The sequence below is a fragment of the Rhodococcus qingshengii JCM 15477 genome, from assembly GCF_023221595.1.
Lineage (GTDB): Bacteria > Actinomycetota > Actinomycetes > Mycobacteriales > Mycobacteriaceae > Rhodococcus_F > Rhodococcus_F qingshengii.
On sequence record NZ_CP096563.1, the window covers coordinates 5,773,078 to 5,799,800 of the forward strand.

Sequence of the window (26,723 nt, forward strand, 5' to 3'; positions counted from 1 at the left end):
TTCTACCTTCGACAACATGCACTCCCCCACCGATGCTCCCACCGGAACCTGGCGGCAGCTCCTGAGCGGTCGATACCTCGGCACCGCTACCGTCCTCGCAGGCGGCGTTGCGCTGTACGCGACCAACGTCTACCTGACGACCAGCCTGCTTCCGACTGCCATCGACGACATCGGCGGTCAGCAGTACTACGCCTGGACCGCGACGGTCTTCCTCATTGCTTCCGTCATCTCTTCGATGTTGGTCACCAACGTCCTCGCTGCCAGGGGACCGCGCGGGGCCTACCTGATCGGCCTCGCGATCTTCGCGCTCGGCACCGTTGTCTGTGCGGTCAGCCCGACGATGGAATTGCTGTTGGTCGGCCGCACGATCCAGGGTTCGGGCGGTGGCCTGCTGGCCGGTCTCGGTTACGCCGTCATCAATGCCGCGCTCCCCAGACATCTGTGGACTCGCGGGGCCGCGCTGGTTTCGGCGATGTGGGGAGTCGGCACCTTCGCCGGCCCTGCAATCGGCGGTGTCTTTGCTCAGTTCGGAGCCTGGCGATGGGCTTTCGGCGTCCTGGCCATCGCGACGATCGCAGTCGCCGCTCTCGTCCCCAGCGCGCTACCGGCACATGAACCGGGCAGCACCACCAGTAGCCCGGTGCCGGTCCTCTCGCTGGCATTGCTGACTGCGGCAGCTTTGCTGGTCAGCGTTGCCGGCATTCTGTCCAACCTCGCCGTGACCGCCGCAATGGTTCTCGCCGCTGTGCTGCTACTGATCGCTTTTGTCGCCGCTGACCGTCGCTCGCGCCACGGCGTACTACCGCCGTCGACGTTCAACGCGTCGTCCCTCAAATGGGTGTACCTGACCATCGTCGTCCTCGCTGTCGCGTCGACCGTCGAGACGTTCATTCCACTCTTCGGGCAACGACTTGCCGGCCTGGCGCCGCTCGCGGCCGGATTCCTCGGGGCCGCACTCGCTCTCGGCTGGACTCTCGGCGAAATCCCGAGCGCCTCGGCCACGACCCCTCGTATCGTGCGACGAATCGTTGTCAGCGGTCCGATCCTCGTCGCGATCGGGTTGGGCATCATGGCAGCATTTCTCACCGAACACGCCGGCGCCGGTGCGATGGTCGCGTGGGTGATCGGACTGCTGTTCGCCGGCGTCGGAATCGGCATCGCCTGGCCTCATCTTGCAGTCGGGGCGATGACCTCGGTCACCGATCCCGGAGAAGGTGCGCGTGCCTCGGCTGCCATCAACACCGTTCAGCTGATCGCCAATGCTTTCGGTGCAGCCCTGGCCGGAGTGCTGGTCAACATCGGCGAACCGTCGACGCTTCGTTCTGCGCAATTGCTTCTCTTCACCTTCGCCGCTGTCTCGATCATCGGCATTGCCGTGGCAGCTCGCGCACTTCCGCGAACGCCCGACAAAATCGGCAGCCCCGAAATCGTTCACGACGCTCGCTAAACTGTGAGAAACCCACACGGAGGAGTTGGCCAGTGACAGAACCGGATCCGGGCACAGTGGAAACCGACTTCCCGAAGACGGGAGCTCCCGCACAGCGCGCGCTGATCGCAGCGGGTTACACCCATCTCGCGCAGCTGACGTCCGTGTCCGAGAAGGAACTCGGCGCTTTGCACGGGATGGGACCGAAGGCCTTGAGGATTCTGCGCGAAGCACTCGCCGAACGTGGTCTGAGCTTCGCCGACTGAGCTCTCACATCAGACCAAGCTCGCCCGCACCTGGTTGCCACCTTCGCGCTTCGCTTCGTACATCACCGAGTCCGCGACGCGGAAGAGTTCGGCAAAAGCAGCGTCGACGGACTCACCCGGATTCCGGGGCGCGGTGCGGACCGCCATTCCGATGCTCGCGCTCGTCGGAGGGTCATCGTTCGCTCCGTCCATCGCGGAGCGGATCTGTCCTTCCAGCCTGGAGATCACGCTGACCGGTACCCGTTCGACCACGACGAACTCGTCACCGCCCATACGAGCAGTCAAGGCGGACTGGGTTGTCCACAAACGGATGCGCAGTGCAGTTCGCATGATCGTGCTGTCTCCTACGTCATGGCCGTGAACGTCGTTGATCGTCTTGAAGCGATCGAGGTCGATCACCACTACGAGCAGTGCATCCGCTTCGGTGACCGGAGCGCCCATCAAGTCATTCACCCGACGCGCCAATCCGCGACGGTTGAGCAGTCCGGTCAACGGGTCGATGTCGGAGGTAGTGGCATCCGAACCCAGGACCGCCAGAACAATCTGTGACACAACAGGAATCACGATGATCGTAGCCAGCACAACCGAGATCTTCGCCAGTCCCAAGCCGACGTCCGCTGCTGGCCCGAACAACAAAGTCCACCCCGAAAGCACCGTGACGGTCGAGGCGAAGACCAAGTGACCGACTTGGAGTTTCGGATTGTGGAAGAACGCGATGTAGCCGCCGATCGACGCGAAAACGACGCACGCGATGAGTCGTCCCAGCGGTTCCGAGTCGGTTGCGGCCGCCGCCGCAATCGCGACGTCGGAACCCACGACAAAGGTGTACGACCACAGCGGCGTAGGCGGAAACAGCCACCAGATCAGGGCCGCGCCGAGGCACAGCGCGATGACCGCCAGATTGACCGCTCGCCAGAACGTACCTTGCGGACCGACGTCACTGAATCGCGCCGACAGCAACACCAGCCCCATCCAGAATGCTGTTCCGCCGACCAGCGCCCGGCAGGAAGTCAAGAACCCGCGGTCCTGGAGGTACCTGCTGAAACTGTGGAACTGGTCCGGCAACTGCCACCAGCGCATGACGACGTCGACCAAACCGTTCATCGCCGATCAGCCGATGCAGCTCCGCAACTTTTGGGCGTACTTCGACGAAACGGACTCGCTGATTTCCCCCCGGAGCACACTGGCATATCCGGCAGCATAGTCAGCGGCGACAGACAAAACCGTTCTGCCGGATTTGAATCGGTCGATCAACTCAAAGCGTCGTAGGCCGCCGATACGTACTGCGCCGATCTCTCGGAACCGAGCAGACCCGGCCCCATCTTGTTCATCACGTACGAGAACGTCATGCGCTTCTCGGTGTCGATGATGATCTGCGAGCCACCCCAACCTCCCCAGAAGCAGATTCGCCCCTCCGGAATGAACGGGACGGACTCGGGCGTCGGCAATCCGAATCCGACACCGAAGCGAACCGGCACGCCGAGGACGAGGTCGACCCCGTACGACTGCTCCTCGAAGATCTTGTCGATCGTTTCCTCCGACAGCAAGCGAACGTCACCGACCTTGCCACCGCACGCGATCACCGATTGGATCCTTGCGAGTGCCCTCGCATTCGAATGACCGTTGGCCGCACCGATCTCGGCGGCGCGCCACCCGTCGGTCCACGAACCTGTAGCGTCAGCCGGCGGCGCGGTGAATGTCTTCACCATGATGTTGTCCATCCCGAGTGCCGCGATGTCGATCGGCAACGGCGGTGGCGCAATCACATTCGAGACTCGCCCGTATTCCGACTTCGGCAAGCCCAGGCGGAAATCAGCATCGAGCGGGCCGGCGATTTCCTCGTCGATGAAGCTACCGAGGGTTCGTCCGTCGATGCGCCTGACGACCTCGCCGATCAGGTGGCCGTAGTTGAGGGCGTGGTATCCGGATGCCGTACCCGGTTCCCACCACGGAGCCTGCGTCGCCAACCGGGCGGTGGCATATTCGTCGTCGCAAATGTTCTCGAGGGTGAACGGTTGATCCCACCCCGACACACCCGAGGTGTGCGACAACAGTTGCCGGACCTGAATTCGGTCCTTGCCCGCTGCTGCGAATTCCGGCCAGTACTGCGCGACCGGGGCGTCGAGATCAAGCAACCCGCGGTCGACGAGCATGAGCGCGGCCAGTGCGGTCACAGTCTTGCTGCAGGACCAGACATTGGTAACGGTGTCGCGAGACCAAGGAGCAGTGTGCTCGACGTCGACCCAACCGCCCCACATGTCGACGACGGATTCGCCGTCGATCGTCAGTGCGATCGCTGCCCCGACGTCCTCGCCACAATCGAGATTGCGTGCCAGCGCCTCCTTCAAGCCAGAGAATCGCTGGTCACATACGCCTTCGATGTTCGCCACTGACAGCCTCCACAGGAATGATGAAACTTGACGTCAACTTCAACTACGTTGAGTATGTGTCCGATTCACCTGTGGTGTCAATCACTTCAAGTGCCAGAGTCGGCTCAGACCAACGGGATTCCCTTGGCGATGCGCCGACGCAGATCCCAGAGATAGAAGTTGTAGGGAAACATCCGCAGAATCTTCGGACTGAACCGATTGACCAGCGCGGCGACGCGCATGGATCGATCGAAGTTACGCTGCTGACGCACTGACCACGGGAGCCGCATTTCGTCACGAAAGGCTTGGGGCAGGAACCCGGTGGTGACAAATCGATTGAGCGGACCGACCACGGGATGCAACAACTTCGGCGTGAAGGTCGCCGACGCGATCCCGTAGAGATGCTCACGAATCGTCTCGTCGATCGCCACCTTGTCGAGGTTCTCGTTCCAGTAGACCTCGAACGCATCCCGGTCCGCCGGCCACATGTCGCGTCGCATCTGAAGGGTTGTACCGAACGTGGCGCTGCGCTGATAAAACGCATCCCGGGTTACCGGATCGAGATCCCCGTACAAGATTTTGTAGACGTCCTCGAAGCCTCGGTACAGACAGGCGGCCACCCACAACTGCAGTTCCGGATCGAACGCGTTGTACTCGACTGCACTGTTCTCATCGGAACGAACATGCTTGTGCGAGCCGTTGACTGCGCGTCGGTACAGCTTCTTTTCTTCGTCCGTCGCCAGGCTTGCGACGGCGAGATACGTCAGCGTCGTCCGGGTTCGCTTCACCGGATGCCGATCCAACCGACCCGTCTCGACCTTGCTCTCATACACGCCGTACCCCACCGCCGGGCGCGCCAACTGCATGATGACGTTGGCGCCGGCGGCCAACAGTCCGAGCCCGGACATCGCCTTTTCAACCTCGGCGTCGATGTCGACCGCCTGGACGCCGACCGCTCCGATGCCGCCTGCCACCGCTTCCTCGCGCCCGCCCGTCGAATCCCTACTCACCGTCATGGCAGAACCCCTTCGAAGTCATATCTGCGAACGCATGTTCTCAGATGAGTGAAACGCTGAAATGCCGAGATGTCAAGCAATCTCGGGATGCAAAGATGGTCTTCATGAATGACCAACCGCGTTCGTACGGTGGCGTCGACGGCGCGCTCCGCGTAGCCCAACGACGGGAGGCACTGATCGAGGCCGGTCTGGAACTCATGGGCTCCGCCGAGCCCGAACTGACGGTCCGCGGAGTGTGCAAGAAGGCCGGTGTCGCGGCGCGGTACTTCTACGAGAGCTTCACCGATCGTGATGCTCTGATGTCGGCCGTCTACGACACCGTCATCACGGACATCGCCGTTTCAACCCAGGCTGCAGTGGACGCCGCCGAGACCGAACGCGGCAAGGCGCTCGCTGGAATCGCGAACATCGTCCGCACTATCGCGAACGATCCCCGTCGCGGACGTCTACTGTTCTCCAGCGCCCTGACGAGCCCTGTCCTGGCCGAGAAACGCCAAGCGTCGACGACGATATTCATCGGTCTCCTGGCCGCCAACGCGAAGACCTTCTACCGATTGAACGACAGCGGTCATCTGACCCTGACGGCCACGTTCCTGGTCGGCGGCCTGGCGCAGACCCTCAGTGCATGGCTCGACGGGTACATCGACGTGACGGAAGAAGAACTGGTCGCCGAATGTGCGGCGATCCTGCTCGCACCCGCCCTGCCGCCGTCTTGAGCTCCTGCATTCAGTCCCAGATCCCGATGTTGTCGAGGTGAGCGAGAAGTCGAGCAGCGCCGTCGGAGAACTGCAGACTCATCTGCGCGTCCACCTGTTCTCGATCGTGCTTCTCGAACGCCGCGATCAAAGCATCGTGGCTCGATACCGCAAGCTCACCCCAGCCTGGATCCGTCGCGTAGAGACGAGCAGGGGTGTACCGAATCGCGCCGAACAGGAACCATGCCAACTTCGCACCACCCGCAGCGCGATTGATCAGGCGATGGAACTCGAATTCGCACTGCTCGATCGCAGCTGCATCCGAAGCGCCGACCGCCGCTCGCAAATCGGCATTGAGTTCCGTGAGTTCCGCGAGTTGATCAGCGGTGATGCTGTCCATCGCCCGCAACGCCAGCTTGACCGCGATCTGCCCCTGCAACCAGAAGATGTCTTCGATGTCCTGGCGACTGAGGGGCGAGACGAGATAGCCGCGATGCGGAACCAACTCGACCATCCCCTCGCCGCGTAATGCGACGAGGGCTTCTCGCACCGGCGTGACGCTGACCCCGAGGTCGGCCGCGGTTTCGTCCAGCCTGACGAACTCGCCCGGACGGACCGAGCCGGACATGATCAGGTTGCGAACGTGGTTGGCCACGTCCTCCGACAACTGTGGCCGTCTCCTCAGCTCAGATGTCGCTCTCCGAGTGCGTGCAGACGTTGCCACAACCGATCCTCACAGTCCGTACGTTTTGCCGATGATGTCTCGCTGAATCTCGTTGGTACCACCATAAATGGAGGACACAAGAGTCTTTCGCACATGGTGCTCCATGTCGAACTCAGTCGCGTAACCGTACCCACCCATCATCTGCATCCCCTCGAGCGCGACCTTCTTGGCGGTCTCGGTCAGCTTGAGCTTGGCCATCGACGCTTCCCGCGGGAACATCTTGGTCGGGTTGGCGTCGACCATTCGGGCCACGCTGTAGACCAGCAGACGGCCGCATTCGATCTCCGTGGCGAGATCCGCGATCCGGTGGCGAAGCGCCTGAAACGATCCGACCGGACGGCCGAACTGCTTACGCGTGGTGACGAATTCGAGGGTGTCGTCGAAAGCGCGCTGCGCGGTCCCGAGCATCATCGCCGCGAGGATGAGGCGTTCGATGTTGAGTCCGGCCATGAGTTGACGCCAGCCGTTGCCGACTTCCCCAACCACCGCGTCCTCGGGCAGGAATGTGTCGGTGAAGTAGAGATCGTTGACCTCCTTGCCGCCCATGGTGTCGATTCCACTGATCTTCAATCCGGAGATGTCGGCCGGGACATGGAACATCGTCAGGCCCTCATGCTTGCCTTCACCTCGGGATGTGCGAGCCACCAGAAGGATGTTCTCGGCGAAGTGCGCGTTGGAACACCACGTCTTCTGGCCGTTGATCAGCCACCCACCGTCGACCTTCTCGGCGCGGCAACTCAGATTTCCCACGTCGGAGCCCGCTTCGGGTTCGGACATCGAGATCGACTGAGACGCGCCACGGACGATCCCGCCGAGCACTGCCTCCTTCTGGGCCGGACTGCCGAACTTCTCGTATGCAGCCCCGGTGATGACGGTCGGGCCGAGTCCACCGATCGGCGCCATGCCCTTGGCGGCTTCCTCCAGAAAGATGCACAGGTCGACCGTGCTTCCGGCGGATCCGCCGTATTCCTCCGGGACAGTCAGCCCGAGCCATCCCAATTCCGCCATCTTCTCGTAGAACGCCTGGTTGTGGTTATGGGCGCCATGATCGGTCAGCAGGTCTCGCTGCTCACGGGTACCACTTTCCTTCTTGCAGAACGACGCTACCGACTTGGCGAAATCAGACTGCTCCTGCGTGAAATCCATGTACATCGAAAACTCCCGAGTGAGATGAGGCTGGAGGCTTGTCGGAGCTCGGTCCGACGCATACTGTGACTACCAGCACAGTAAATCACATCACATATATGTGATGCACCGACATGTGGAGGATCTGAAGAACATGACAGAACAGCTCGGCCGCCAGAGCACGTCCACGTCGACAGATCCGAGATCGGACGATCACACTTTCGCGAGCCTCGACCCTCGCAACGATTCCGTGGTCGCGCAGCACCCCATTGCTGACCAGCGAGAGATCGAGAAAGCGGTCGCCGCAGCACGCACGGCGTCGAAGTGGTGGGATCAACTCGGATTCCAAGGCCGCCGGAAGGTGCTCGGCAATTTCCGCGCCGCGATCGCCACTCACGCCGAATCGATGGCGGCGATCATTTCCGCCGAGACCGGAAAACCCAGCGACGACGCACTACTCGAAGTCATGCTGGCCGTCGAACATCTCGACTGGGCGGCACGCAACGCACAGAAAGTGTTGCGCCGCAGACGCGTCGGTGCAGGACTGATCAGCGCCAACCAGTCTGCATCCGTCGGCTACCGGCCGATGGGCGTCGTCGGCGTGATCGGCCCCTGGAACTATCCGCTGTACACACCGATGGGGTCGATCGGCTACGCACTGGCCGCCGGTAACGCCGTCGTGTTCAAACCGAGCGAACTCTCACCAGGCGTCGGCGTCGAATTGGCCCGGCTGTGGGACATCGCGGCACCCGGACACCCTGTCCTGCAGACCATTACCGGCGACGGCAAAACCGGAGCACTTCTGTGTTCGTCCGGCGTCGACAAGATCGCATTCACCGGTTCGACCGCTACCGCAAAGCGCGTAATGGCCGCCTGCGCGGACACCCTCACTCCCCTGGTCGCCGAATGCGGTGGCAAGGACGCCATGCTGGTGGACTCCGATGCCAACCTCGATGCGGCCGTGAGCTTCGCGGCATTCGGGGCAGTGGGCAACGGCGGACAAACCTGTGCCGGCGTCGAACGAATCTACGTCGCAGCGCCCGTGTACGACGCCTTCTTGTCCAAGCTCACCGCCGCGCTTCGGGACGCCCACGCCGGCGCCACCGACAGCTCGACCTACGGGCCGATGACGCTGGGAAAGCAGACTGCGATAGTCCGGGGCCAGATCGAAGACGCTCTCAGTCGCGGCGCGAAAGCTGTACTCGGCGGACTTGATTCGTTCAACGGTCCGTTCATCGATCCGATCATCCTGACGGATGTTCCGGAGGATTCCACGGCGATCACCGAGGAGACGTTCGGCCCGAGCGTCGTGGTGAACAAGGTCGCCGACATGAACGAGGGGATCGAACGCGCCAATGCGTCGAAGTACGGCTTGGGCGCCTCGGTGTTCACCAAGAGTTCGTCGAAGGGCCGAGCAATTGCCGAGAAGCTCGACTGCGGTGTCGTCACGGTCAATTCGGTTCTCGGTTTCGCCGGAATCGCCGCCCTGCCGTTCGGCGGGGTCGGCGATTCCGGATTCGGCCGTATCCACGGAGCCGATGGGCTGCGTGAGTTCAGCAGTGTGAAATCACTGGCCGTTCAGAAGTTCAGCGCTCCACTGGACCTGCTGACCATCGAGCGAAAAGCCAGGGACATGAAGATCTCACGTTGGATGCTGGCAAAACGCCACGCGAAGTCCTGAGAGATCAGGCGATCAGCCGGCGGTGACGAGCACCTGCTCGTCGCTGTCGGCTGCTTCGAGTTCACGAACCAGCGGAAGCACCTTGGCCCCGAAGTATTCGATCTCCTCCTGGAAATGCAGGAATCCGCCGAGAATCAGATCGACACCGCGACGGCGATATTCGACGATCCGATGCGCGATTTGTTCCGGCGTGCCGATCAGTTGTGAGCGGAAACCGTCGTTGTACTGAACCAAGTCCTCGAACGTCGAATCCGCCCACATCCCGTCCTTGGACGCGGTCGATGCGCCGGCCTGTTGGACTGCATTCTTGAATCCCTCGACCGCAGGGCGGTTGGCCTTGGCGATGATCTCGCGCAGTGTGTCCTTTGCTTCCGCCTCGGTGTCGCGGGCGATGATGAATCCGTTGAGCCCGAACTTGACCTCCCGATCGTTCTCACGAGCAACACGGCGAACGTCGACCAACTGTTCGGTGACGCCGTCGTAGTCCTTGCCGTTACTGAAGTACCAATCCGAATACCGGCCTGCGTTCTCACGGGCTGCCGCCGAGTTACCACCTTGGAACAGTTCGGGATTGGGGCGCTCCGGAGTGTTGAGAGGCTTCGGCTTCAACGTGAAGTCGTGGATGCGGTAGAAGTCGCCGCGGAAATCGACGTCGTCCTCCGTCCAGATCTTCCGAAGAACCTGAAGGAACTCGGCGCTACGCCGATAACGCTCGTCGTGCTCGAGCCACGGCTCGCCTAGATGTGTGAACTCGTCCTTGAACCAACCACTGACGACGTTGACGGCAAAACGACCGTTCGACAAGTGATCGGCGGTAGCGCCCAGTTTCGCCAACACGGCCGGCTGCCAGAGTCCCGGATGCACCGCGGCGATCACCTTGAGCTTCTCGGTGGCCAGGAGAAGCGCAAGGCTGAAGCTCGTGGATTCGTGCTGGAATTCGGCCCCGTAGCTCGCCTCGTAACGTACCTGGCTCAGGGCGTACTCGAAGCCGTTGTTCTCGGCGGTCTGTGCCAGCTTCTTGTTGTACTCGTAGTCCCAGCTGGTCCGCTGCTCGATGTCGGAGGTGACCAGACCACCACTGACATTGGGCACCCAGTAGGCGAACTTGATCTCGTCGGCGATACGTTCAGTAGACATGAAACCCAGCAAACATGCAGTTCCCAGTGGTTTCCAGGGTAGCGATCACACAGGTTGTAAGTGTTGGGTGGGTGCTGCGACTGTGAAACGGTGGCAGCATGACTGCTGTGGACATTCAGGAGATCGCGCACCGCATCACCAGCGAGGACGAGGCGCTCTCGGTGGCGTCACAGCTGTCCGACGAGTTCGCGGCAGGTGCCGGAGTCCGCGATGCGCAGCGCCTCCTTCCCCACGACGAGGTTCGCACCCTGGCGCGGTCCGGCTTGCTCGGACTCTCGGTGCCGAAGGAGTTCGGTGGCATCGACGCAAGCACCGAGACGTTGGCCGAGGTCTTCCGCCTACTCGCCGAGGGCGATCCCAGCATCGCGCAGATTCCGCACAGCCACTTCACTTTCCTGGAAGCGCTCCGGTACCAGGGGTCTAACGAGCAGAAGCAGTTCTTCTACGCCGAAGCATTGTCGGGCAAGCAGTTCGCCAACGCCCAGAGCGAGCGCGGCAACAAGACCATCGACATCGACGGCACCACTCTCACCCCCGACGGGGAAGACTTTGTGCTCGAAGGTCGAAAATTCTATTGCACCGGAGCGCTTTTCGCAGATTGGATCGTGGTGCGTGCCGCCAATGCGGATCAATTCACCGAGACCGGCGCACAGGTGAAATCCGCGGTCTACCTACCCCGGAATACTCCCGGACTGTCGATCGTCGACGACTGGGACGGCATGGGACAGAAGACAACTGCAAGCGGAACCGTGACCCTGGAATCCGTTTCGGTGACGCGGTTCAATGTCGTGCCCTTCACGTCGCTCTTCACTCACCCGACCACCTACGGAGCACAGGCCCAGATCCTGCACGCCGCGATCGACACCGGCATCGCGTCGGCTGCACTGCGTGAATCCGTGAAACTCGCGGCAAAGGCGCGTCCCTTCTTCGAAGCGAAAGTCGATACAGCGGTGGAGGATCCACTGCTCGTTCAACTCGCCGGCGAAGCGGCAATCGAGGTTCGCGCTGCCAGATCCCTCTTGGCGGAAGCAGCGCGATCGATCGACGTGGCGCGTCGTGATCCCACCGAGGACTCCACGGCCCGAGCATCCATCGACGCTGCAACTGCCAAAGTGGTCGGCGCCAGGGCGTCATTGGCGGCCACGAGCACTTTGTTCGAGATCGGTGGCACCAGAAGCGCGGGCGAATCGGCGAACCTCTCCCGATTCTGGCGTGACGCGCGCACGCACACCCTGCACGATCCGACGAGGTGGAAGGTCCAGCACATCGGCCGGTGGACACTGTCCGGGACAATCCCACCGCGGCACGGACTGCTGTGAACACACTCAGTCGGAGTTCATATATCCGCTGATCAAGACTTCCAGTCCTTCCAAGTAGCTCTCAGTCGTCGTCCCTCCAGGCCAGTCCTCGAGCACCTCACTGAGCACCGGCAGTTTCTCGGGCCCGATTTCTCGGATCTTGACCGCGAGAGGTGACACGCTGCCTTCCGGTCGCGTAGTGGTGTCGTAGATGTTGAGCAATGCGCCGAGTGTGTAGTTCCACAGCGCTCGATAGATCAACAGTGCGCGACGAGGTGACATACCGAGTTCGACACACGCGGCCATCGCCCGATCGACCAAGACCACAGCGCCGCTCCCACCACGGCCACCGCGCTGAAGCAACTCGATGATCCAGCGCTCCGACGCCAGCTTTTCGAAGATCGCGGTGAAGATCGTGCGAAGCCGTTCGACCTGATCCTGCGGCAGGACCAGCGCGCCGAGATCTTGTGAGTACACATCGAGCACCGCGCTGATCAGCTGTTCCTTGTCGCCCACGTGCCGGTACAGCGCCATCGGCGTGGTGCCGAGCGACTTCGCCAACGCGCGCATGCTCAACGCGTCGGCGCCGCCGGTCTGAAGCTGCCGTTTCGCCTCGTCGACTATCTGCTCCGACGTGATCGTCGGGGGACGTCCGAGCCGCGGTGATCTCGGTTCCATCTTTTCGGCCATCCGTCGATTGTGCGCGCCCCTGCTACGACGCTCTCGCCCGGGGAACCCCTTGCATCTCAGTCGCCAGCAAGGTAAACCTAACTACTTATGAGAACGCGTATACAAATTAGGTACCTGCAATGACAACAACAACTCGAGCGGTAGCCGCACCGGCTCTGGTCCTCACAGCCGCCGCGGCAGCGCAGTTCCTGGTGGCCTTCGACATGTCGGTCATCAACGTCGCACTGCCCGACATTCAGGAATCGCTGAACTTTTCCGACGCCGGGTTGTCCTGGGTCGTCAACGCGTACGCCCTCGCCTTCGGCGGACTGCTGCTTCTCGGCGGTCGTCTGTGCGACGTGATGGGCACTCGTCGAGTTCTGGTTTCCGGGCTTCTGCTGTTCGCCCTCGTCAGCATCGTCGGCACCTTCTCCGTGTCCGCCGAAATGCTTGTCGGAGCTCGGGCGCTTCAAGGCGTCGGCGCTGCACTGATCGCGCCGGCCGGGCTCGCCGCCCTCAGTCAGGCCTTTCCCACCGGACGCGCCAGGGCCAAGGCATTCGGCATCGGCGCAATGTCGTCAGCACTGGGCGGCGCACTCGGTGTCGTCCTGAGCGGCATTTTGACCGAAGGGCTCAGTTGGCGATGGGTGATGTTCGCCGGCGCACCAGTGGCCCTGATCGCCGCAGTTGCCGGTGCCCGCGGCCTGCCGGCCGGCCAAGCCGCCAGAGGCGGCTCTCTCGATCTCCCCGGAGCCATCTTGGCGACGGCCGGAATCACCGCCCTTGTCGGCACAGTGATCGCCACGGAATCACATTCCTGGACTTCGGGTTACGTGCTGGGTGGATTCGCGCTCACGATCGCGCTGCTCACTGCTTTCGTTGTGGTCGAAAGCCGCTGCGCCACACCACTGGTACGACTGTCCACCCTGCTTCGACCCCGAATCGGACTGGCCAACGCCATCATGTGCCTGGTGTGCGCGGCACAGTTCAGCGCGTTCTTCTTCGTCTCACTCTTCCTGCAACGCGGGCTGGGCTATTCACCGACCACCACCGGTCTGGCTTTCCTGCCCTTCTGCTTCGGCCTGGTGATCGGCATCCTCGCGTCCACCAAACTCCTTCCGCGCTACGGAGTTCGACCGCTGCTCGTAGTCGGGACAGCAGTCGCCGCAATCGGAACTTTCATGTTTTCGACCATGAACCTCGACAGTCCCTTCTGGGCCGTCATCCTGGTGCCTTCGCTTCTGGCGAGCATCGGCATCGGTCTGTCGTTCATGCCGCTCAGTAACGTCGCCACCGCCGACGCTCCCCCCGAAGAAGTCGGCATGGCATCCGGGCTACTGAGTACATCGCGTCAGATCGGCGGTTCACTCGGACTAGCCGTTCTCGTGAGCGTCGCCGCTTCCTCGACGGCACGTTCGGACAGCGCGCCGACCGAAGCACTGGTTTCCGGATACTCCCAGGCCCTCTTCGTCTGCTCCGGCCTACTGCTGGCCGGTACCCTCCTGTCCTTCTTCTTCCCACGAATGGATCGTTGACCTCAGATGTTCACCACCCGAACCGCATTCGGCATCGTCTCGGCGCTTCTCCTGACCGTCGCCGGCGCAAGCGCGTGCAGCAGCTCCGCCGAGTCCGACACCGCCTCTGCAACTCGCTCCGTCACCCACGAACTCGGCACCGTCGAAGTTCCGGCCTCACCGCAGCGCATTCTCGCGCTCGACGAGTACGCGGGGTTGAGTGCACTCGCACTCGGCGTGAAGCCCACCGTCGTCTACAGCACCCTGCGATCGGACGTCGCCAAGTCGATTCTGCGCGAGCAGGGCGTCGAAGTTCTCGACAAGCCGACTTTCTTCGCCAACCCCGCCGTCGAGGAGATCGCGTCCGTCGAACCCGACGAGATCTTGATGAGCAATGCCGGTCCACTACCGAGCCTGTTCGCGCAGATCAATTCCGTGGCGCCAACCTTGGTCCTCCCGTACTCGGCGCCGTGGCGTGATGTGCTCGAACACGCTGGGGCACAGCTCGATCGAGGCAGCGAAGCTACCGCCATGATCGGAAAGCTGGAATCCGGCCTCGAAGGCGTCAAGTCCGCGGCTGCCGGCCAGAGCCTTGCGATCCTTCTCGGCTACAGCGGAAACCTGTTCACCGTGCCACCGACCACTCCCATCTCCACACTGGTCACCGAGGCCGGATTCACCAGGCCGGCATCGGAAGTCAACGCGACCAACAATCAAGACACCGGCACGATTTCCCCCGTCTCGCCGGAACTCCTACCCGAGCATGCGGCGCAGACCGTCGCCGTACTTTCCGGGCAGCAGTACGACGCATCCATCGTGCGAAACACTCCACTGTTCGACAACCTGACACCCGATCCGGCGCACGCTCTGGACGTCAGCGGTGATCTCTGGTTCGGCAGCCATCCTTTTGCCATCTACTGGATCATCCAGGATCTGGACGGCATCGCACATGGCAAGGGGCAGAACAGTATCGGAACCCTCGACAGCGCCGACGCGCGATGGGCGGCATTCAGCGCGCTCTGACGTCCTGACGGAAGGTCAGCGGAGAAACACCCACCCGGGTGGCGAAGAACTTCGTGAAGTTCGCAGAATCGTCGAACCCCAACTTCGACGCCACCTGGGTGACCGTGTCCGTGCCGAAAGACAGCAGACGTTTCGCTTCGAGAACCACACGCTGATCGATGTACTGCTTTGCCGTCATCCCGGCAGCGGCTCGGGTGGCCCGCAGCACAGTCTTCTCGGAGTACCCGATCTTGTTGGCGTACTCCGAAACCGAACGGACCGTGGCGAAGTCACGTTCGACAACGGCATGAAACCTTTCGAACACGTCATTGTGCGCCAGCACGGAACTCTGTTCCTGTCCACCGAGATGGGTCAGTTTCAACAGAATTGCTGTCAGCGTGTGCCGCAGAATGGCCGCGCGAACGACCGGCGCGGAAGTATCCGGGCAGCCGTAGTTCAGGTTCAGGTGTTTCATACCCGTGCTGATGGTCTCGAGGTTCTCGCCGGACAACTGCCACGCTGCCTGCCGACTGCGAGCGTTCCCGTCCAACAACTGCTGGCTGACGGCATCGAGCGACGAGGGTGTGAACAGAACAACCGTCGCCTCGAAGTCCTGGATTCGCCCCCACTGTTGCACCTGCCCCGGTCTGACCCAGAACACGGTCCCCGGGCTCACCGCGTAGTTCACGAAGTCGATGGTGTGTAGCGCCGAGCCCTCGGTCACCAGCGCGAGCAAGTGAAATTGCGGACGTTGGGGGCCGACGAACTCTGCGCTTCCCCCGTTGATGCGAATGGTGTCCAGGCTGAGTACTTCGATCTCGGTCGCGTCAGCCACCGACGATGCGTACCCGACGTCCCGGACGGGTACTTGTCTGTTTTTCACTAGTCCGGGACTCATCTTCACCGTGACCGAATACCCGAATGCGACATACCGTCAGGGTATCAATCAGTTCACGCTCGGATAGGAATCTTCCAGTGCAGACATCACGCTCGGAAACAGCAGGCAAGACGCAACTCACCTACGTCTTCGACGCCTATTGCGGGTGGTGTTTCGGCTTCGGCCCTGCGTTGACGGAGTTCGTCCGTCAAAATGCCGATTCCGTCGACTTGTCCGTGGTCAGCGGCGGACTGTTCACCGGTGAGCGCGTCGCGCCCATGTCTTCGGCTCCGTACCTGAAATCAGCCAACGCCACCATCGCCGCCCAGACCGGCGCTGTCTTCGGTGACGGATATTCACAACTGGTGACTGATGGGCGGTTCGTCATGGATTCGACGGATGCAGCGATCGGACTCGCCGCACTGCGCGCGCAAGATCCGACACGCGCCCTCGACATCGCGGAGGCCATGCAGATCGCGTTCTACCGAGACGGGCGCAGCCTTTCCGATCCCGAGACATACCGATCCATCGCGGAATCCCTCGAACTCGACCCATCTGCCGCGGTGTCTTCCCTGTTCACCGCCGCCTCGAAGGATGCCGCCCGCGCTGATTTCGTCCGAGCACGCAGGCTCGGCGCCACTTCGTTTCCGACGCTGTTGTTCCACGGGAGCGACGGGTCCGTCGTGAAATTCGGTTCTCCGACCAGTACCGCGGCCGATCTCACCCGCGACCTGAACACGTGTGTGCGGGCGTATGCGGTGGCTTGACCCACCCACCTTGCGAGTGAAAGGTACGCCCGGCGCCTTCAGTACGCCGAACGTACCTTTCGCTCAGCGTGACTTCACCCAAATCACTTCGGCCCCCCTTCTGGTTTGATGAACACCGAACGAATCGCACCAAAGGGGAAACGACAGTGGTTTCAGATCCGATCACGGGCCTGGAGATGGAACTTGCCGACATGTGGCAACGAGGACGCGCCCAGGCGCGCACCTATGCGCGCGCAATTCATCCCAAACTCGATCCGGCGCTCTACCCGGTTCTGGTCATCCTGAACCGTTCGGATGCGGTGCGGATGTCCGACCTGATCTGCACCCTCGATATCGAGAAGTCCACCTTGACCAGGCAAATCGACGCCGCAGCTCGACTCGGCCTGGTGGAACGAATCCCCGATCCCGACGACGCTCGCGCCAAGTTGGTAGCTCTGACCCCTGAGGCGCGAACGAAGCTCACGACCATCCGCAATCACCAGATAGATCGCTGGCGCGCCCGACTCGAGAAATGGGATACGGACGACATCACCACGCTGACAGCGCTGCTTCACCGACTGGGCAGTTCCGCGGACTGACGACAAATTAGTCGTGATGGGCAGCCCACTCGAACAGCCGGACGATTTACGCCGTCACGACAATTCTGCAGCAGCACGCAGGATCAACTGGGTGACCTCGTGCGGGTGGGACGCCAAGGATGCATGGCCTGCGTCGAGTTCCTCGATCTCGCGGGCACCGATACGCTCTGCCATCCATCGCTCGGTTTCCGGCGGAATCATTCGGTCCTGCCCTGAAACCTGATACCAACTGGGCTTCCCACGCCATGCCGGCGGCCCTGACGGGTCCGAGAAGCACTGACCCGCAATGGGTTTCTGCGTCAGCGCCATGACCAATGCTTCGGTGTCGTCGAGATCCTGACTGAAACTCTCCTGAAACTTGTCCGGGGCGATCCACAAGAAGCCCTCGGCGTCCGGCGCGATGTTCGCCGCGCCCGCCGGCTGATCCGTGCGGGCGAAGATACTTCCCAGGCTGTCACCCTCGTCCGGCGCAAAGGCAGCGATATATACCAGTCCCACAACGTTTTCCGCATGACCCGCGCCTGTGATCACCGCGCCGCCGTACGAGTGTCCGACCAGCAGGGTCGGGCCGTCCATCGATTCGGCCAACTTCCTGGTCCGGTCCACGTCGTCGGCGAGCGAAGTAAGTGGATTCTGGACCGCAACCACTCGATGCCCGGCGTTGTGCAGGGTGGGTATGACGTGACGCCAATGAGAACCGTCTCCCCAGGCTCCATGTACCAGAACGATGTTTACCTTCTCTGTCATGACCAACTCCTCCAGATACGCAGTGCGACGAATACTCCGACGATCGGCAAGCCTTCGAAACCCAGGCCTTGCCTGTTACCCAGGTTAAGGAGATCCTGGATCAATAACCATGACCAGATTGCCAAGTTTTTGTGCAGAAACGCCGAATGCTCGAGACATCGGAGTGATCGATCCATGAGGACAACATCATCACAGCGGTACGTACCCACCACCGACGAGACTCGAACCCGGGACACCCTCTCACACGTTCTCGAAGTCGTCCACCTTCGCGGTGATCAGATTCATCGCTGCGTCCACGGCGAGAACTTCACCGTGGAGGTACCCGCTGGGGTGCGAGCACTTCACATTGCCGAGCACGGTGACATCGTGATCAGAACGCAGGGCAAAGCCCCGATCGAACTCGGCCCCGGGGAACTCGTACTGTTACCCCATGGGCATGCTCATACGATCGAGAATGCGATGCCGATGCACCCGAAAAACGAAACATGTTGGCTTTTCGGTACTTTCACACTCGACGACGTCGCAGCGCAGCGACTGCTGTCCGTTCTGCCGGACTTCGTCGAACTGCGCGCGACACAAGGGACCCCGGTCGAGTGGCTCGAGGTGAGCAGCCGACTGTTGGGCGCCGAGGTGGACGATCCGAAACCTGGTTCCTCCGTGATGGTTTCCCGGATTCTCGACCTTCTCTTCGTCCAGATCCTCAGAGCGTGGGCTCGAGCGGACGGATCGAACGGCGGATGGTTGACCGCAGCAATGGATCCACGAATCGGGCAGGCCCTCGAGGCCGTCCACAACGACCCGTCACGCAACTGGACCATCGACGAACTGGCGACGCTGTCCACCCTGTCGAGATCGTCTTTTGCGGAGCGCTTCTCGCGACTGGTCGGCCAGACGCCCGGCGCTTACATCACCGAGCGCCGACTCGACCGTGCCGCCGAACTACTCGTGCAAACCACCGAGCCGGTCGGAACCATTGCGATAACTGTCGGCTACGAATCCGATGCCGCGTTCAGCCGCGCCTTCCGTCGACGATTCGACGCCTCGCCGTTGAACTGGCGAAAGTCCAACTCCCACAATCACTGACGTCAGGTCGCAGCGATTACGCCTGCGACCGGGATCCGGCCGAGAACTGCAACGCGGAAGTCCACCATCGCGCGCTCCACGTGATTGGCGCTCGAGACCACAACCACGCCGGTCGCGCCTCGATCGGCGAGAATCCGCGCAGAGTTGATCGCATTCTCGACCGTCGACCACGAAGTTCCCTCTTCGGTGATCCGGCCCGGGTTGACGCCGTTGGCAACGAGCCATTCGCGCATCGCCCTGGCTTCCGTTACTCCGGCCTTCGGAGCCCCACCGCTTGTGATGATCGGAGACTGCGGGTACTGACGGGCCAGCTGGAGCGCCGCCTGAAGCCGGTCGACCAACATCGGACGCATCGTGCCGTCGTCGAAGAGGCCGGCACCCAAGACGACGATGTTCGTGCCCACGGGGTTGAGGTCGAGCAGCACGGGCGACTGGCGTGTCAGCGTCTCAGCACTCGTGCACGCGAGAATGAGAGACCGCACCGGTGTTTGGCAGCCGCCCACCGTCGACAGGATGCCGTTGACGACCGTCGTCGGAGTGATGTCGGCACTCGCTGTCGCCGGCGTCAATCCCACTCCGGCTGCGGCGATTACCGAAGCAGCAATCAATCCCTTCGTCAGAGACCTACGAACATTTGCCATGTAGCCGAACCCCCAGATTGTCGATTGTCCAGCCCACGGTAACGAACATTTCGTCGCGATTGCATCATTTGACTCAAATTTACTGTTCACTGACCGTCACACAGATTAAACATAAATATTGGGCAACAATTCGGGTTCGAAACCGTCATCTACCAGCATCTCGAATCGACGCGCCTGCCGCGTTACCGATCTGAGCTGCAGCATCCCCGAGCAGGTCGGCGACACTGAACGGCAACAATTCGTTGTTGCAGATCACGATGTTGCATCCGGGTGTTCCTGCTCGCCCCGTCCCGACCATCGTGTCGAAGATCAATTCGGGGTTCGCGAAGCCGACGAGCTGTGACGGATCGTCGATGAGCGGACCACCCGACCCATGCACGGGAGGCCCGACGTACGGCGGCGGTGGAACGTCCACGATCGAAGCGACGACAAGCCGCAAGAACTCCTGGAGATAGAGATCCCGAGGCGCGTTCTGCCACACCGGATGCGAAACATACTTGCTCACCGGCGCATTCACGGAGTAGAAGTCCTCGCCCGCGTTCACCCAGGTCAAGAAGCCGTACCCCCCATTGGACGGAGAGGGCGCGGACAACTCGTCGAGGTAGGCGGAGTCGATCAACGTCTGATCACGCCACGCGCCTCGTTGCACCATCAGCTGACCCAGTCTGGCCATGTCTCCCGGCCGGATTGCCAATCCGAGAATCAGGCACGTTCACAGAGAACCACAGACCCATCACGTTTGGGAAGAGTCCGCCTCCATTCCGAGCGCGCGACGCGCTCCCAGCGCCATGGTGACCTGTACAAGATCTTTCGGTGACGACAGGTCAAGTCCCGTCAGGGAACTCGCTTTACGCAGGCGGTACACGACCGTGTTCGGGTGTACGTGCAACTGCCGAGCGGTGGTAGCTCGATCGAATCCGGAGTCGATGAAAGATTCGAGCGTCTCGAGCACGGCAGGATCGGACTCCAACGGCGACAACACATCTGCGAGGATCGGCAGCGCAGCGCTCGGGCGGGTCAGTTGATACTCGACTGCAAGATCCTCGAGACGCACGACCCCACTTGTACGGCCGTACTTTCGGGCAACGTTCAGCACCTCGCGCGCCTGCGACACCGCTGCCGGAATTGCCGGCGGTGCCGCGACATGTACGGCGGCAACCGTCGATGCACCGATGACCTTCTCGAGATCACCCAATCGTCGACACAATGAAAGATACTGCGGACTCGACGCCCAGTTCCCCTCAGCGGGTTCCGATTCCACAATAGGAATCAGTACGGCTCCGCCACTGCTCCCGAGCACCCCGAGCGCTTTGTCACGCCCCACCTGATCGAGCTCTCGTTGCAGGTGGCGCACCTTTCTCCGCTCGGCGACGGCAGTGTCCACCTCGGTCGAGGACTCGTCGTCATTCCGTTCGACGTGCAGCGCCACCACCCAGTACAGGCGCGCCAACCGGATGCCCACATCGTCGGAGACCCGATCAACATCGACACCCGTCGAAAGTGCTACGAACATTGACCTTCGCGCAGAATCCTCGTCCGTCTGGGTGGCGTGGTCGGAACCGTAGCCGGCAAGAACCGCCGACGCGGAGGCCGCGGTGTATGCATTCAAGAGTCGTCCGGTGCGGGCAAGTGCGACACCGTCTTCCGGGACCGCCCATTCGCTGATGGTCTCCCACCACAGCCCGGCAGCCAGGTGATATGCCCGCAGCACCTCACCGAGCGGAACCAATTCCTGAGCCCGTTGGCGAGCCGATTCGCTGATGTCGGCGAGCAACTCGGGCGCCAGATCGGCGCCGGTCCGCAGCATCGAAATGAACAGTTCAAGATTGCGCCTCACGATGGTGGTGACGTCGTTACGTAATGCCTCGTCAGGGAGCAACCGGTAGAAGGTGACGTCGCGGTGGACCAGATCGACTGTCTCAATGACCAGTGGATGGGTGCGTTGCGCCAGTCGGTCGGCCAGAGATCTGCCACCAACCAGGATCGGCTCGAACGGCAGATCTTTGTTTCCTGACACAAAACCCTCCACAGAATTGAATTGCCACCACAAGCCCGACCTGCCTTTTTCCTATCACTATGTAACCCACGCCACTCAGGAATTCACAATCAGCGGCGTAACTGGAAGTCCCACCTTCGACCAAGAGGAGCCTCGAGTGACGTGGAAAACGCGCAGCGCAGCCATTCTGGCAGGCGTCGTGGCTGCCGGTTCGATCGCGGCTCTCGGGACCGGTGTGTCGAGTGCCGAGACACCGGTCAGCACTATCCAGTACGTCGCACTCGGCGATTCCGCGGCGGCCGGCCCACTGGTCACCGCGCAGGACTCGTCGTCACCGGGCTGTCTACGATCACTCGACAACTACCCGTCCGTGGTGGCGCGAGAACTCGGCGCTCAACTCACGGATATGACCTGCTCGTCGGCGCGATCCGCCAACGTCACGGACACCGCACAATCGACGTTCTCCGGTCAAGTATCACCGCAGGCAACAGCATTGGGGCCTGATACCGACCTCGTCACCATCACCATCGGTGCCAACGACATCTCGTTGTTCCCGACAGTTCTGAGCTGCGTCAATCCACTCCCCGAACCCACCGGAACGTCCTGCCGTGACAAGTTCACCTCCGGTGGCGTCGATCAACAGCGACAGATGATCGAAAATGCGTCCACAGGTTGGAGTTCCATGATCGAAGTCGCGCAGGATCGAGCACCGTCGGCGCGCATCGTCGTGGTCGGATACGGAACATAAATCCGTAGTGGCGGCTGCCCCGGCACTCAGCCGTTCTGGCCGCGCGACGCCGACTATCTCCAGAGTGTGATCGACTACGGCAACACGGTCATGGCAGCAACTGCGGCCCGTCACGGCGTCGAGTACATCGACATCACCGAAACCACTGCCGGGCATGACATCTGCACGGACCCTGCCACTGCTTACTACACGGGAATCGTCCCTACCCAGCCGGCGGTTCCACTGCATCCCACTGCGGCCGGGATGCAGGCGATCGGCAAAACGGTCGCCGACGCTCTGTCCTGAGCTTCTCCCCCAGCACAATTCATTCAGCACTCGCGAAAAGGGTGGAACAATCATGTCAATTCAACGAGACGCTCCGCCGCTGCCGTCCGTCGACGGCGCCCCTGTCGGAACACGTGACAAACTACTCGGCGGCACACTCGTCGCCCTGTTTCTCGCGAACATGCTCAACTTCTTCGACCGGGCGATCCCCTCGGTCGTTGCCGAGCCGATCAAGAACGAGTTTTCGCTCAGCGACTTGCAATTGGGATTGATCACCTCTGCATTCACCCTCGTCTACGCAGTCGCAGGACTGCCTCTGGGCCGGTTGGCCGACACGAAGAACCGTCCCAAGATCATCGGGATCGGACTCCTGGTGTGGAGCGGACTGACGGCAGCAACCGGTGCCGCCGGCAGCTACGTGCTGTTCATCCTCGCGCGTCTCGGCGTCGGTGTGGGCGAAGCGACCTTCACACCCGCAGCAAACTCGATGATCGGCGATATCTACCCGGCGGAACGACGCTCACGCGCACTTGGTGTCTTCATGCTCGGTTTGCCAATTGGCCTCATGCTCGCCTACTTCACCGTCGGCAAGATCGCCGAGGCATTCGACAGCTGGCGTGCACCGTTCTTCCTCGCGGCGATTCCCGGTGTCCTGCTGGCAGTCGTGCTCTACCGCATGGCAGATCCGGTTCGTGGTGGTTCCGAAAGTCCGGAGGCCCGCGCAGCCGCTGTTTCACAGGCACCGATCACCCGCCCGATCCGTCGTCTGCTCGCAATTCCCACGCTTCGTTGGCTCATCCTTGCCGGGCTGACGTTCAACTTCGCCGCCTACGCAGTGAATTCGTTTGTCGTCCCACTGCTCATGCGCCAGTACCACCTGAAGCTGACTGCGGCGGCATCGGTCACGGGCATCATCGTCGGAATCACGGGCCTGATCGGATTGCTTCTCGGCGCTCGCTACGCTGACAAGGCCAGCGCACGCTCACCGCGCGCACGGTTGATGATCGGTGTCGGAACCTCGGCATTGGCGGCACCTTTGACGGCGCTGGCACTGTTGCAACACGGCGGAAACGTCGTGATGTTCACGCTCTTGTTCTCGGCCGGGTGGCTTCTGGCTTACGGCTTCTACATCAGCGTCTACCCTGCCATTCACGACGTCGTGGTTCCCAGGCTCCGCGGCACTGCGACGGCGCTGTTCTTCGCTGCCATGTACCTTCTCGGCGGATTCTCCGGACCGGTTGCCGTTGGAGCGATCTCGGACTGGTTCGCCAAGCGTGCACTTGCAGATGCCGGTACCGGGAAGTTGGCTCAGTACGCCGGCGACGGGTTGAACTCGGCCATGTATCTCGTGCCGATCATGTTGGCACTCACCGCGGTATTCATCTACCTGGCTACCCGCACTGTAGGCAAGGACTCCGCGCGCATGCAAGCGGAGCTGAGCCAGGCCTGACCGACAAGTTCACGGGCGGTGGCGGGACCCTGAGGCCCCGCCACCGCCGAGTTCAGTTGACCGTAATCGCCAGAGTCGACAACATGGACCGCAACATGTCCGGCAAGCGAGCGATCATTCGCTGCTCGGTTATCCGAACGGAGACGGGCGCGGCCAGCGTCGCTCGCCACAGTTCCGGTTGATTCTTCATCAGGTTGTTGTAGACCGGGAGCAACTGATCGTTGATGTAGGTCCAACGACCATCCCGGTCCGCCCAGTTGAAGTCCGGAAGCGGCGTTTGCACAACGGCATTGCCCACCGCGAACGAGAGCGGGTTCGACTCGCGTGGCGGCACGACGCCAGGCATCGACGGTGATGCGGCGAAGGTGGTCAGGTAAGTCAACGAGCGACCAACGCTGCCGCGGTAGGCCTTCGCCTCGTCCCACTGATCACCCACCGACTGGTACTGCTCCCTTCGCAGCAGACGCACATTGCCGTCGAAGACCGATTCCGGTGTCCCCGAAGCAATGTTGTTCCACGCGATACGGGCGTTCTCGTCGAGCAACCCTGCGCGATCGAGTTCGGCGATGCCGTCGACACCGTCGTGAACCCACGCCATGTGCATGGGAATCAGGTCCGAGAAGATGTGTTTGCTCATCGCAATCACTTTCCCCTGGAACCACATCACGTCCTCGGGGCGAATCTCGTGGCCGACCTCGAGAAGTGCCGCAATGTCCTCGGGTGCTCCCATCGACGATGCAACCGGCGACCCGATGCGGTCGATCTCTCGCCAGACCAGTGCCATCGCCTCGCTGATCGCTTGGACTTCCAGCACAACCCGCCCGTAGTCCAAGTCGAGGAGTCCACCGGCGAAAGCGGGCCCGACCATTCCTCCCATACCTGCCCACTGCAGCTCTCGATGCTCGAGCTGGAGTCGCTCGTAGAACTGGAAAGTGTTGGTGAGGTTTCCGAGATTCGCGTGCACACCGTCGAACGGAGTCCACGAAGCGAGATCGATACCTGCCGACTCCGTCCCGACCGCGAGCCAGTACTGCTTGAGCAGTGTCTGATAGCGATGCGGATCCACTCCCGAGGCTCGGGCGGTATCCACCAAAGACCGCAGCGTCGCGGAATCCGATGGCAGAGAAGGATGCAGGCCGCCCGTGGCTTCGGCGTTTGCGTTCACTGCTTCCAGGTCGAGGTACCTGTCGAGCTCACCAGTACCCGCGGACGCCCTGCCTCCCAGTACGACGGCACCGCCGATACCTGCCGAAGCAACGAGAACCGTGCGCGCAAAATCCCTGCGCGTCAGAGACTTCCGCAAGCTCATCGTCCCTCGGCTTCGTCGAACGTCTTTGCCAGCCAGGCGATGTCCTGCATACCCAGCTGATCGGTCACCGTCTTGTACAGGTTGGTCACGTAATCGAGCGGCCCGCACTGCGACGGGAGCAGGTCCACGTTGCCGCCGTCTGCTCGATATGTCTGCGCCAATTGCTCTGCCTCACTGAAGGGAACGAGAAAGTCGTCCTCACAGGAAGAAATCAGAAGCTTGGAAGCCGGCGCCTGCTTTCCCAACGTGTTGTCCGCGTACGCCGCGGCCAGCGCAGGGATCGTTCGGGGCGAAGGGTTGGTGAGTAGGACGTCGAACGGAACGAATGGGAGTCCGAGGTAGAGCGCCTGGCAGGACGCGCGGAAGGCTGCGGCGACGTTGTGACCGATCGGAGTCAGATGGTCGTCGAGCCGAACGTCGGGGTAGCCCGCGTCGAATCCGAGAATGCTCGAGAAGACGAATCCGGAACCGATCCCACCGGCCGCTGTTTCCTCGAACGTTGCCGGGTCGATCATCATCGCCTGAATGGCACTGGCCTGGACGTTCAGTTCCGGCGCATATTCATGGGCCTGTTCCGCGGCAAAGCCCGCTGCGACACCGCCTCCGGCGACACCGTAGATGCCGACAGGGGTGTCTGATTCGAGGCCACCTTCCGGAAGCGCGAGTGCTGCCCGAACGCCGTCGAGCGTTGCCTTCCCTGAGAACTGTCCGATCGAGAACGGATGGGGAGCAGTGTCGCCGTCGTTGCCGACGTCGCTCATCATCACTGCCCAGCCGTGGCCGAACATCTGAGCCACCGGGCCGAGCGCCGAGAACATCGCCGGGTCGCTCTGATTGCCGCCGGTCCACTGGTGACTTGGTGCGCAGTTCGCGCCGAGGCTGTCGTTCGCCTCGGCGTATCCGATGATCTTGCGATCACCTGGCGCAGTTCCGTCCTCGGGAATCATCAGAATTCCGGTGCTGATCACCTGCCGACCGAAGTGATCAGTGGTGGTGTACATGAGTTGGTGAGCCGAGACCACGTCGGGGCGGACCTGGTAGACCTGCACGCTGACCGGACGCGCTTTGAGAAGTGTGCCGGGGGCGGTACCCGGCTCGATTTCGGGTTCGTCGAACCACGGATCATCGGACGAGAGCCCGAGTGGAGTCAATTCGGTGGAAATGTCAGCGCCTTGGAGTGCCTTCACGACCAACGGATTGAACACGTCGGCCAGGTCGACGGTCTCCTGCGCACCAGCCGGCGACCCCACCGCAAACAAGGCCACTGCCAGGGCCGATGCCGTTCCGGCGCGCCATGACCACCGTCGCCACGTCGAGTCAAACATCGTTCACGAGTTCCTT

Annotated in this window: 25 protein-coding genes and 1 pseudogene; 12 read left to right on the forward strand and 14 right to left on the reverse strand. The window is 61.9% G+C overall.

Going from position 1 to position 26,723, the window contains the following annotated elements:
* Positions 1 to 16: 16 nt before the first annotated feature.
* Both M0639_RS26690 and M0639_RS26695 read left to right on the forward strand, forming a co-directional pair.
* Complete coding sequence (locus tag M0639_RS26690; protein WP_064074995.1) at positions 17 to 1,447, forward strand: MFS transporter; 1,431 nt, start codon at positions 17 to 19, stop codon at positions 1,445 to 1,447.
* Positions 1,448 to 1,479: 32 nt separating this feature from the next.
* Positions 1,480 to 1,692, forward strand: a complete 213-nt coding sequence (locus tag M0639_RS26695) for a helix-hairpin-helix domain-containing protein (RefSeq protein WP_007730800.1) — start codon at positions 1,480 to 1,482, stop codon at positions 1,690 to 1,692.
* A 9-nt stretch (positions 1,693 to 1,701) separates the two neighbouring features.
* Here M0639_RS26695 and M0639_RS26700 read toward each other — a convergent pair whose 3' ends face one another.
* The 3 genes from M0639_RS26700 to M0639_RS26710 all read right to left on the reverse strand — a co-directional run bounded on the left by M0639_RS26700 (position 1,702) and on the right by M0639_RS26710 (position 5,077).
* Complete coding sequence (locus tag M0639_RS26700; RefSeq protein ID WP_042446343.1) at positions 1,702 to 2,796, reverse strand: GGDEF domain-containing protein; 1,095 nt, start codon at positions 2,794 to 2,796, stop codon at positions 1,702 to 1,704.
* Between the two features lie 146 nt (positions 2,797 to 2,942).
* Entirely contained in the window at positions 2,943 to 4,082 is a 1,140-nt protein-coding gene (locus tag M0639_RS26705; RefSeq protein WP_054781110.1) for a serine hydrolase domain-containing protein, read from the reverse strand.
* 104 nt (positions 4,083 to 4,186) lie between these two features.
* A complete protein-coding gene (locus tag M0639_RS26710) occupies positions 4,187 to 5,077 on the reverse strand; it encodes an oxygenase MpaB family protein (protein WP_223304557.1) in 891 nt (296 codons plus the stop codon).
* Positions 5,078 to 5,172: 95 nt separating this feature from the next.
* On the opposite strand from M0639_RS26710, the gene M0639_RS26715 reads away from it, so the two are divergent.
* Positions 5,173 to 5,793: a TetR/AcrR family transcriptional regulator gene (locus M0639_RS26715; protein ID WP_007730794.1), complete on the forward strand. Its 621-nt coding sequence runs from the start codon at positions 5,173 to 5,175 to the stop codon at positions 5,791 to 5,793.
* A 10-nt stretch (positions 5,794 to 5,803) separates the two neighbouring features.
* Here the strand turns inward: M0639_RS26715 and M0639_RS26720 are convergent, their stop codons facing one another.
* Together M0639_RS26720 and M0639_RS26725 are read right to left on the reverse strand one after the other, a co-directional pair.
* On the reverse strand, positions 5,804 to 6,496 hold the full coding sequence (locus M0639_RS26720; protein ID WP_050656773.1) for a GntR family transcriptional regulator: 693 nt from the start codon (positions 6,494 to 6,496) through the stop codon (positions 5,804 to 5,806).
* Positions 6,497 to 6,505: 9 nt separating this feature from the next.
* Positions 6,506 to 7,648 (reverse strand): acyl-CoA dehydrogenase family protein, encoded by a 1,143-nt coding sequence (locus M0639_RS26725; protein ID WP_007730792.1) that lies wholly within the window; start codon positions 7,646 to 7,648, stop codon positions 6,506 to 6,508.
* Positions 7,649 to 7,775: 127 nt separating this feature from the next.
* On the opposite strand from M0639_RS26725, the gene M0639_RS26730 reads away from it, so the two are divergent.
* Positions 7,776 to 9,302 carry an aldehyde dehydrogenase family protein gene (locus M0639_RS26730; RefSeq protein ID WP_064075096.1) on the forward strand — a complete coding sequence of 509 codons (1,527 nt, stop codon included), beginning with the start codon at positions 7,776 to 7,778 and terminating at the stop codon, positions 9,300 to 9,302.
* Between the two features lie 12 nt (positions 9,303 to 9,314).
* On the opposite strand, the gene sfnG is transcribed toward M0639_RS26730, so the two are convergent.
* On the reverse strand, positions 9,315 to 10,439 hold the full coding sequence (sfnG, locus tag M0639_RS26735; protein ID WP_007730790.1) for a dimethylsulfone monooxygenase SfnG: 1,125 nt from the start codon (positions 10,437 to 10,439) through the stop codon (positions 9,315 to 9,317).
* Positions 10,440 to 10,537: 98 nt separating this feature from the next.
* On the opposite strand from sfnG, the gene M0639_RS26740 reads away from it, so the two are divergent.
* Positions 10,538 to 11,758 (forward strand): SfnB family sulfur acquisition oxidoreductase, encoded by a 1,221-nt coding sequence (locus tag M0639_RS26740; protein ID WP_064233748.1) that lies wholly within the window; start codon positions 10,538 to 10,540, stop codon positions 11,756 to 11,758.
* A gap of 6 nt (positions 11,759 to 11,764) precedes the next feature.
* Here M0639_RS26740 and M0639_RS26745 read toward each other — a convergent pair whose 3' ends face one another.
* Positions 11,765 to 12,427 (reverse strand): TetR/AcrR family transcriptional regulator, encoded by a 663-nt coding sequence (locus M0639_RS26745; protein ID WP_007730788.1) that lies wholly within the window; start codon positions 12,425 to 12,427, stop codon positions 11,765 to 11,767.
* A gap of 119 nt (positions 12,428 to 12,546) precedes the next feature.
* Here M0639_RS26745 and M0639_RS26750 point away from each other — a divergent pair, with 119 nt between their 5' ends.
* Both M0639_RS26750 and M0639_RS26755 read left to right on the forward strand, forming a co-directional pair.
* The gene (locus tag M0639_RS26750) at positions 12,547 to 13,941 is read left to right on the forward strand and encodes an MFS transporter (protein ID WP_003942889.1); all 1,395 of its coding nucleotides are present in this window, start codon (positions 12,547 to 12,549) and stop codon (positions 13,939 to 13,941) included.
* Between the two features lie 6 nt (positions 13,942 to 13,947).
* Positions 13,948 to 14,943 (forward strand): ABC transporter substrate-binding protein, encoded by a 996-nt coding sequence (locus M0639_RS26755; protein ID WP_007730787.1) that lies wholly within the window; start codon positions 13,948 to 13,950, stop codon positions 14,941 to 14,943.
* Here M0639_RS26755 and M0639_RS26760 read toward each other — a convergent pair.
* A complete protein-coding gene (locus M0639_RS26760; protein ID WP_030536057.1) occupies positions 14,930 to 15,757 on the reverse strand; it encodes a helix-turn-helix domain-containing protein in 828 nt (275 codons plus the stop codon). The genes M0639_RS26755 and M0639_RS26760 overlap by 14 nt on opposite strands.
* A 140-nt stretch (positions 15,758 to 15,897) precedes the next feature.
* On the opposite strand from M0639_RS26760, the gene M0639_RS26765 reads away from it, so the two are divergent.
* Together M0639_RS26765 and M0639_RS26770 are read left to right on the forward strand one after the other, a co-directional pair.
* A complete protein-coding gene (locus M0639_RS26765) occupies positions 15,898 to 16,566 on the forward strand; it encodes a DsbA family protein (protein WP_064074996.1) in 669 nt (222 codons plus the stop codon).
* 146 nt (positions 16,567 to 16,712) lie between these two features.
* Positions 16,713 to 17,144, forward strand: a complete 432-nt coding sequence (locus M0639_RS26770; RefSeq protein WP_064074997.1) for a MarR family winged helix-turn-helix transcriptional regulator — start codon at positions 16,713 to 16,715, stop codon at positions 17,142 to 17,144.
* Positions 17,145 to 17,198: 54 nt separating this feature from the next.
* On the opposite strand, the gene M0639_RS26775 is transcribed toward M0639_RS26770, so the two are convergent.
* A complete protein-coding gene (locus tag M0639_RS26775) occupies positions 17,199 to 17,891 on the reverse strand; it encodes an alpha/beta hydrolase (RefSeq protein WP_007730784.1) in 693 nt (230 codons plus the stop codon).
* Positions 17,892 to 18,065: 174 nt separating this feature from the next.
* Between M0639_RS26775 and M0639_RS26780 the strand changes: the two genes are divergently transcribed.
* Positions 18,066 to 18,974 (forward strand): AraC family transcriptional regulator, encoded by a 909-nt coding sequence (locus M0639_RS26780; protein ID WP_064074998.1) that lies wholly within the window; start codon positions 18,066 to 18,068, stop codon positions 18,972 to 18,974.
* A 2-nt stretch (positions 18,975 to 18,976) separates the two neighbouring features.
* Here the strand turns inward: M0639_RS26780 and M0639_RS26785 are convergent, their stop codons facing one another.
* From M0639_RS26785 to M0639_RS26795, 3 genes are read right to left on the reverse strand one after another with little or no spacing between them, the layout of a single operon-like run.
* Positions 18,977 to 19,705: a YdcF family protein gene (locus M0639_RS26785; protein WP_054781017.1), complete on the reverse strand. Its 729-nt coding sequence runs from the start codon at positions 19,703 to 19,705 to the stop codon at positions 18,977 to 18,979.
* Between the two features lie 55 nt (positions 19,706 to 19,760).
* On the reverse strand, positions 19,761 to 20,288 hold the full coding sequence (locus M0639_RS26790; RefSeq protein ID WP_054781016.1) for a hypothetical protein: 528 nt from the start codon (positions 20,286 to 20,288) through the stop codon (positions 19,761 to 19,763).
* A gap of 60 nt (positions 20,289 to 20,348) precedes the next feature.
* On the reverse strand, positions 20,349 to 21,632 hold the full coding sequence (locus M0639_RS26795; RefSeq protein WP_064074999.1) for a PucR family transcriptional regulator: 1,284 nt from the start codon (positions 21,630 to 21,632) through the stop codon (positions 20,349 to 20,351).
* A gap of 214 nt (positions 21,633 to 21,846) precedes the next feature.
* On the opposite strand from M0639_RS26795, the pseudogene M0639_RS26800 reads away from it, so the two are divergent.
* Together M0639_RS26800 and M0639_RS26805 are read left to right on the forward strand one after the other, a co-directional pair.
* Positions 21,847 to 22,644: pseudogene (locus tag M0639_RS26800) on the forward strand (SGNH/GDSL hydrolase family protein).
* Positions 22,645 to 22,696: 52 nt separating this feature from the next.
* Positions 22,697 to 24,073 (forward strand): spinster family MFS transporter, encoded by a 1,377-nt coding sequence (locus tag M0639_RS26805; protein WP_003942962.1) that lies wholly within the window; start codon positions 22,697 to 22,699, stop codon positions 24,071 to 24,073.
* Between the two features lie 52 nt (positions 24,074 to 24,125).
* On the opposite strand, the gene M0639_RS26810 is transcribed toward M0639_RS26805, so the two are convergent.
* A complete protein-coding gene (locus M0639_RS26810) occupies positions 24,126 to 25,382 on the reverse strand; it encodes a hypothetical protein (protein ID WP_052959792.1) in 1,257 nt (418 codons plus the stop codon).
* A complete protein-coding gene (locus M0639_RS26815) occupies positions 25,379 to 26,707 on the reverse strand; it encodes a lipase family protein (RefSeq protein ID WP_030536062.1) in 1,329 nt (442 codons plus the stop codon). The genes M0639_RS26810 and M0639_RS26815 overlap by 4 nt, the downstream gene beginning before the upstream one ends.
* Positions 26,708 to 26,723 lie beyond the last annotated feature (16 nt).

Bases quoted from the DNA above. Each gene is read 5' to 3' on its own strand.
- M0639_RS26805 (WP_003942962.1), top strand. From the start codon at position 22,697: ATGTCAATTCAACGAGACGCTCCGCCGCTGCCGTCCGTCGACGGCGCC.
- M0639_RS26725 (WP_007730792.1), bottom strand. From the start codon at position 7,648: ATGTACATGGATTTCACGCAGGAGCAGTCTGATTTCGCCAAGTCGGTA.
- M0639_RS26690 (WP_064074995.1), top strand. From the start codon at position 17: ATGCACTCCCCCACCGATGCTCCCACCGGAACCTGGCGGCAGCTCCTG.
- M0639_RS26755 (WP_007730787.1), top strand. From the start codon at position 13,948: ATGTTCACCACCCGAACCGCATTCGGCATCGTCTCGGCGCTTCTCCTG.
- sfnG (WP_007730790.1), bottom strand. From the start codon at position 10,439: ATGTCTACTGAACGTATCGCCGACGAGATCAAGTTCGCCTACTGGGTG.
- M0639_RS26730 (WP_064075096.1), top strand. From the start codon at position 7,776: ATGACAGAACAGCTCGGCCGCCAGAGCACGTCCACGTCGACAGATCCG.
- M0639_RS26780 (WP_064074998.1), top strand. From the start codon at position 18,066: ATGAGGACAACATCATCACAGCGGTACGTACCCACCACCGACGAGACT.
- M0639_RS26710 (WP_223304557.1), bottom strand. From the start codon at position 5,077: ATGACGGTGAGTAGGGATTCGACGGGCGGGCGCGAGGAAGCGGTGGCA.
- M0639_RS26745 (WP_007730788.1), bottom strand. From the start codon at position 12,427: ATGGCCGAAAAGATGGAACCGAGATCACCGCGGCTCGGACGTCCCCCG.
- M0639_RS26790 (WP_054781016.1), bottom strand. From the start codon at position 20,288: ATGGCCAGACTGGGTCAGCTGATGGTGCAACGAGGCGCGTGGCGTGAT.
- M0639_RS26775 (WP_007730784.1), bottom strand. From the start codon at position 17,891: ATGACAGAGAAGGTAAACATCGTTCTGGTACATGGAGCCTGGGGAGAC.
- M0639_RS26750 (WP_003942889.1), top strand. From the start codon at position 12,547: ATGACAACAACAACTCGAGCGGTAGCCGCACCGGCTCTGGTCCTCACA.
- M0639_RS26740 (WP_064233748.1), top strand. From the start codon at position 10,538: ATGACTGCTGTGGACATTCAGGAGATCGCGCACCGCATCACCAGCGAG.
- M0639_RS26815 (WP_030536062.1), bottom strand. From the start codon at position 26,707: ATGTTTGACTCGACGTGGCGACGGTGGTCATGGCGCGCCGGAACGGCA.
- M0639_RS26715 (WP_007730794.1), top strand. From the start codon at position 5,173: ATGGTCTTCATGAATGACCAACCGCGTTCGTACGGTGGCGTCGACGGC.
- M0639_RS26700 (WP_042446343.1), bottom strand. From the start codon at position 2,796: ATGAACGGTTTGGTCGACGTCGTCATGCGCTGGTGGCAGTTGCCGGAC.
- M0639_RS26810 (WP_052959792.1), bottom strand. From the start codon at position 25,382: ATGAGCTTGCGGAAGTCTCTGACGCGCAGGGATTTTGCGCGCACGGTT.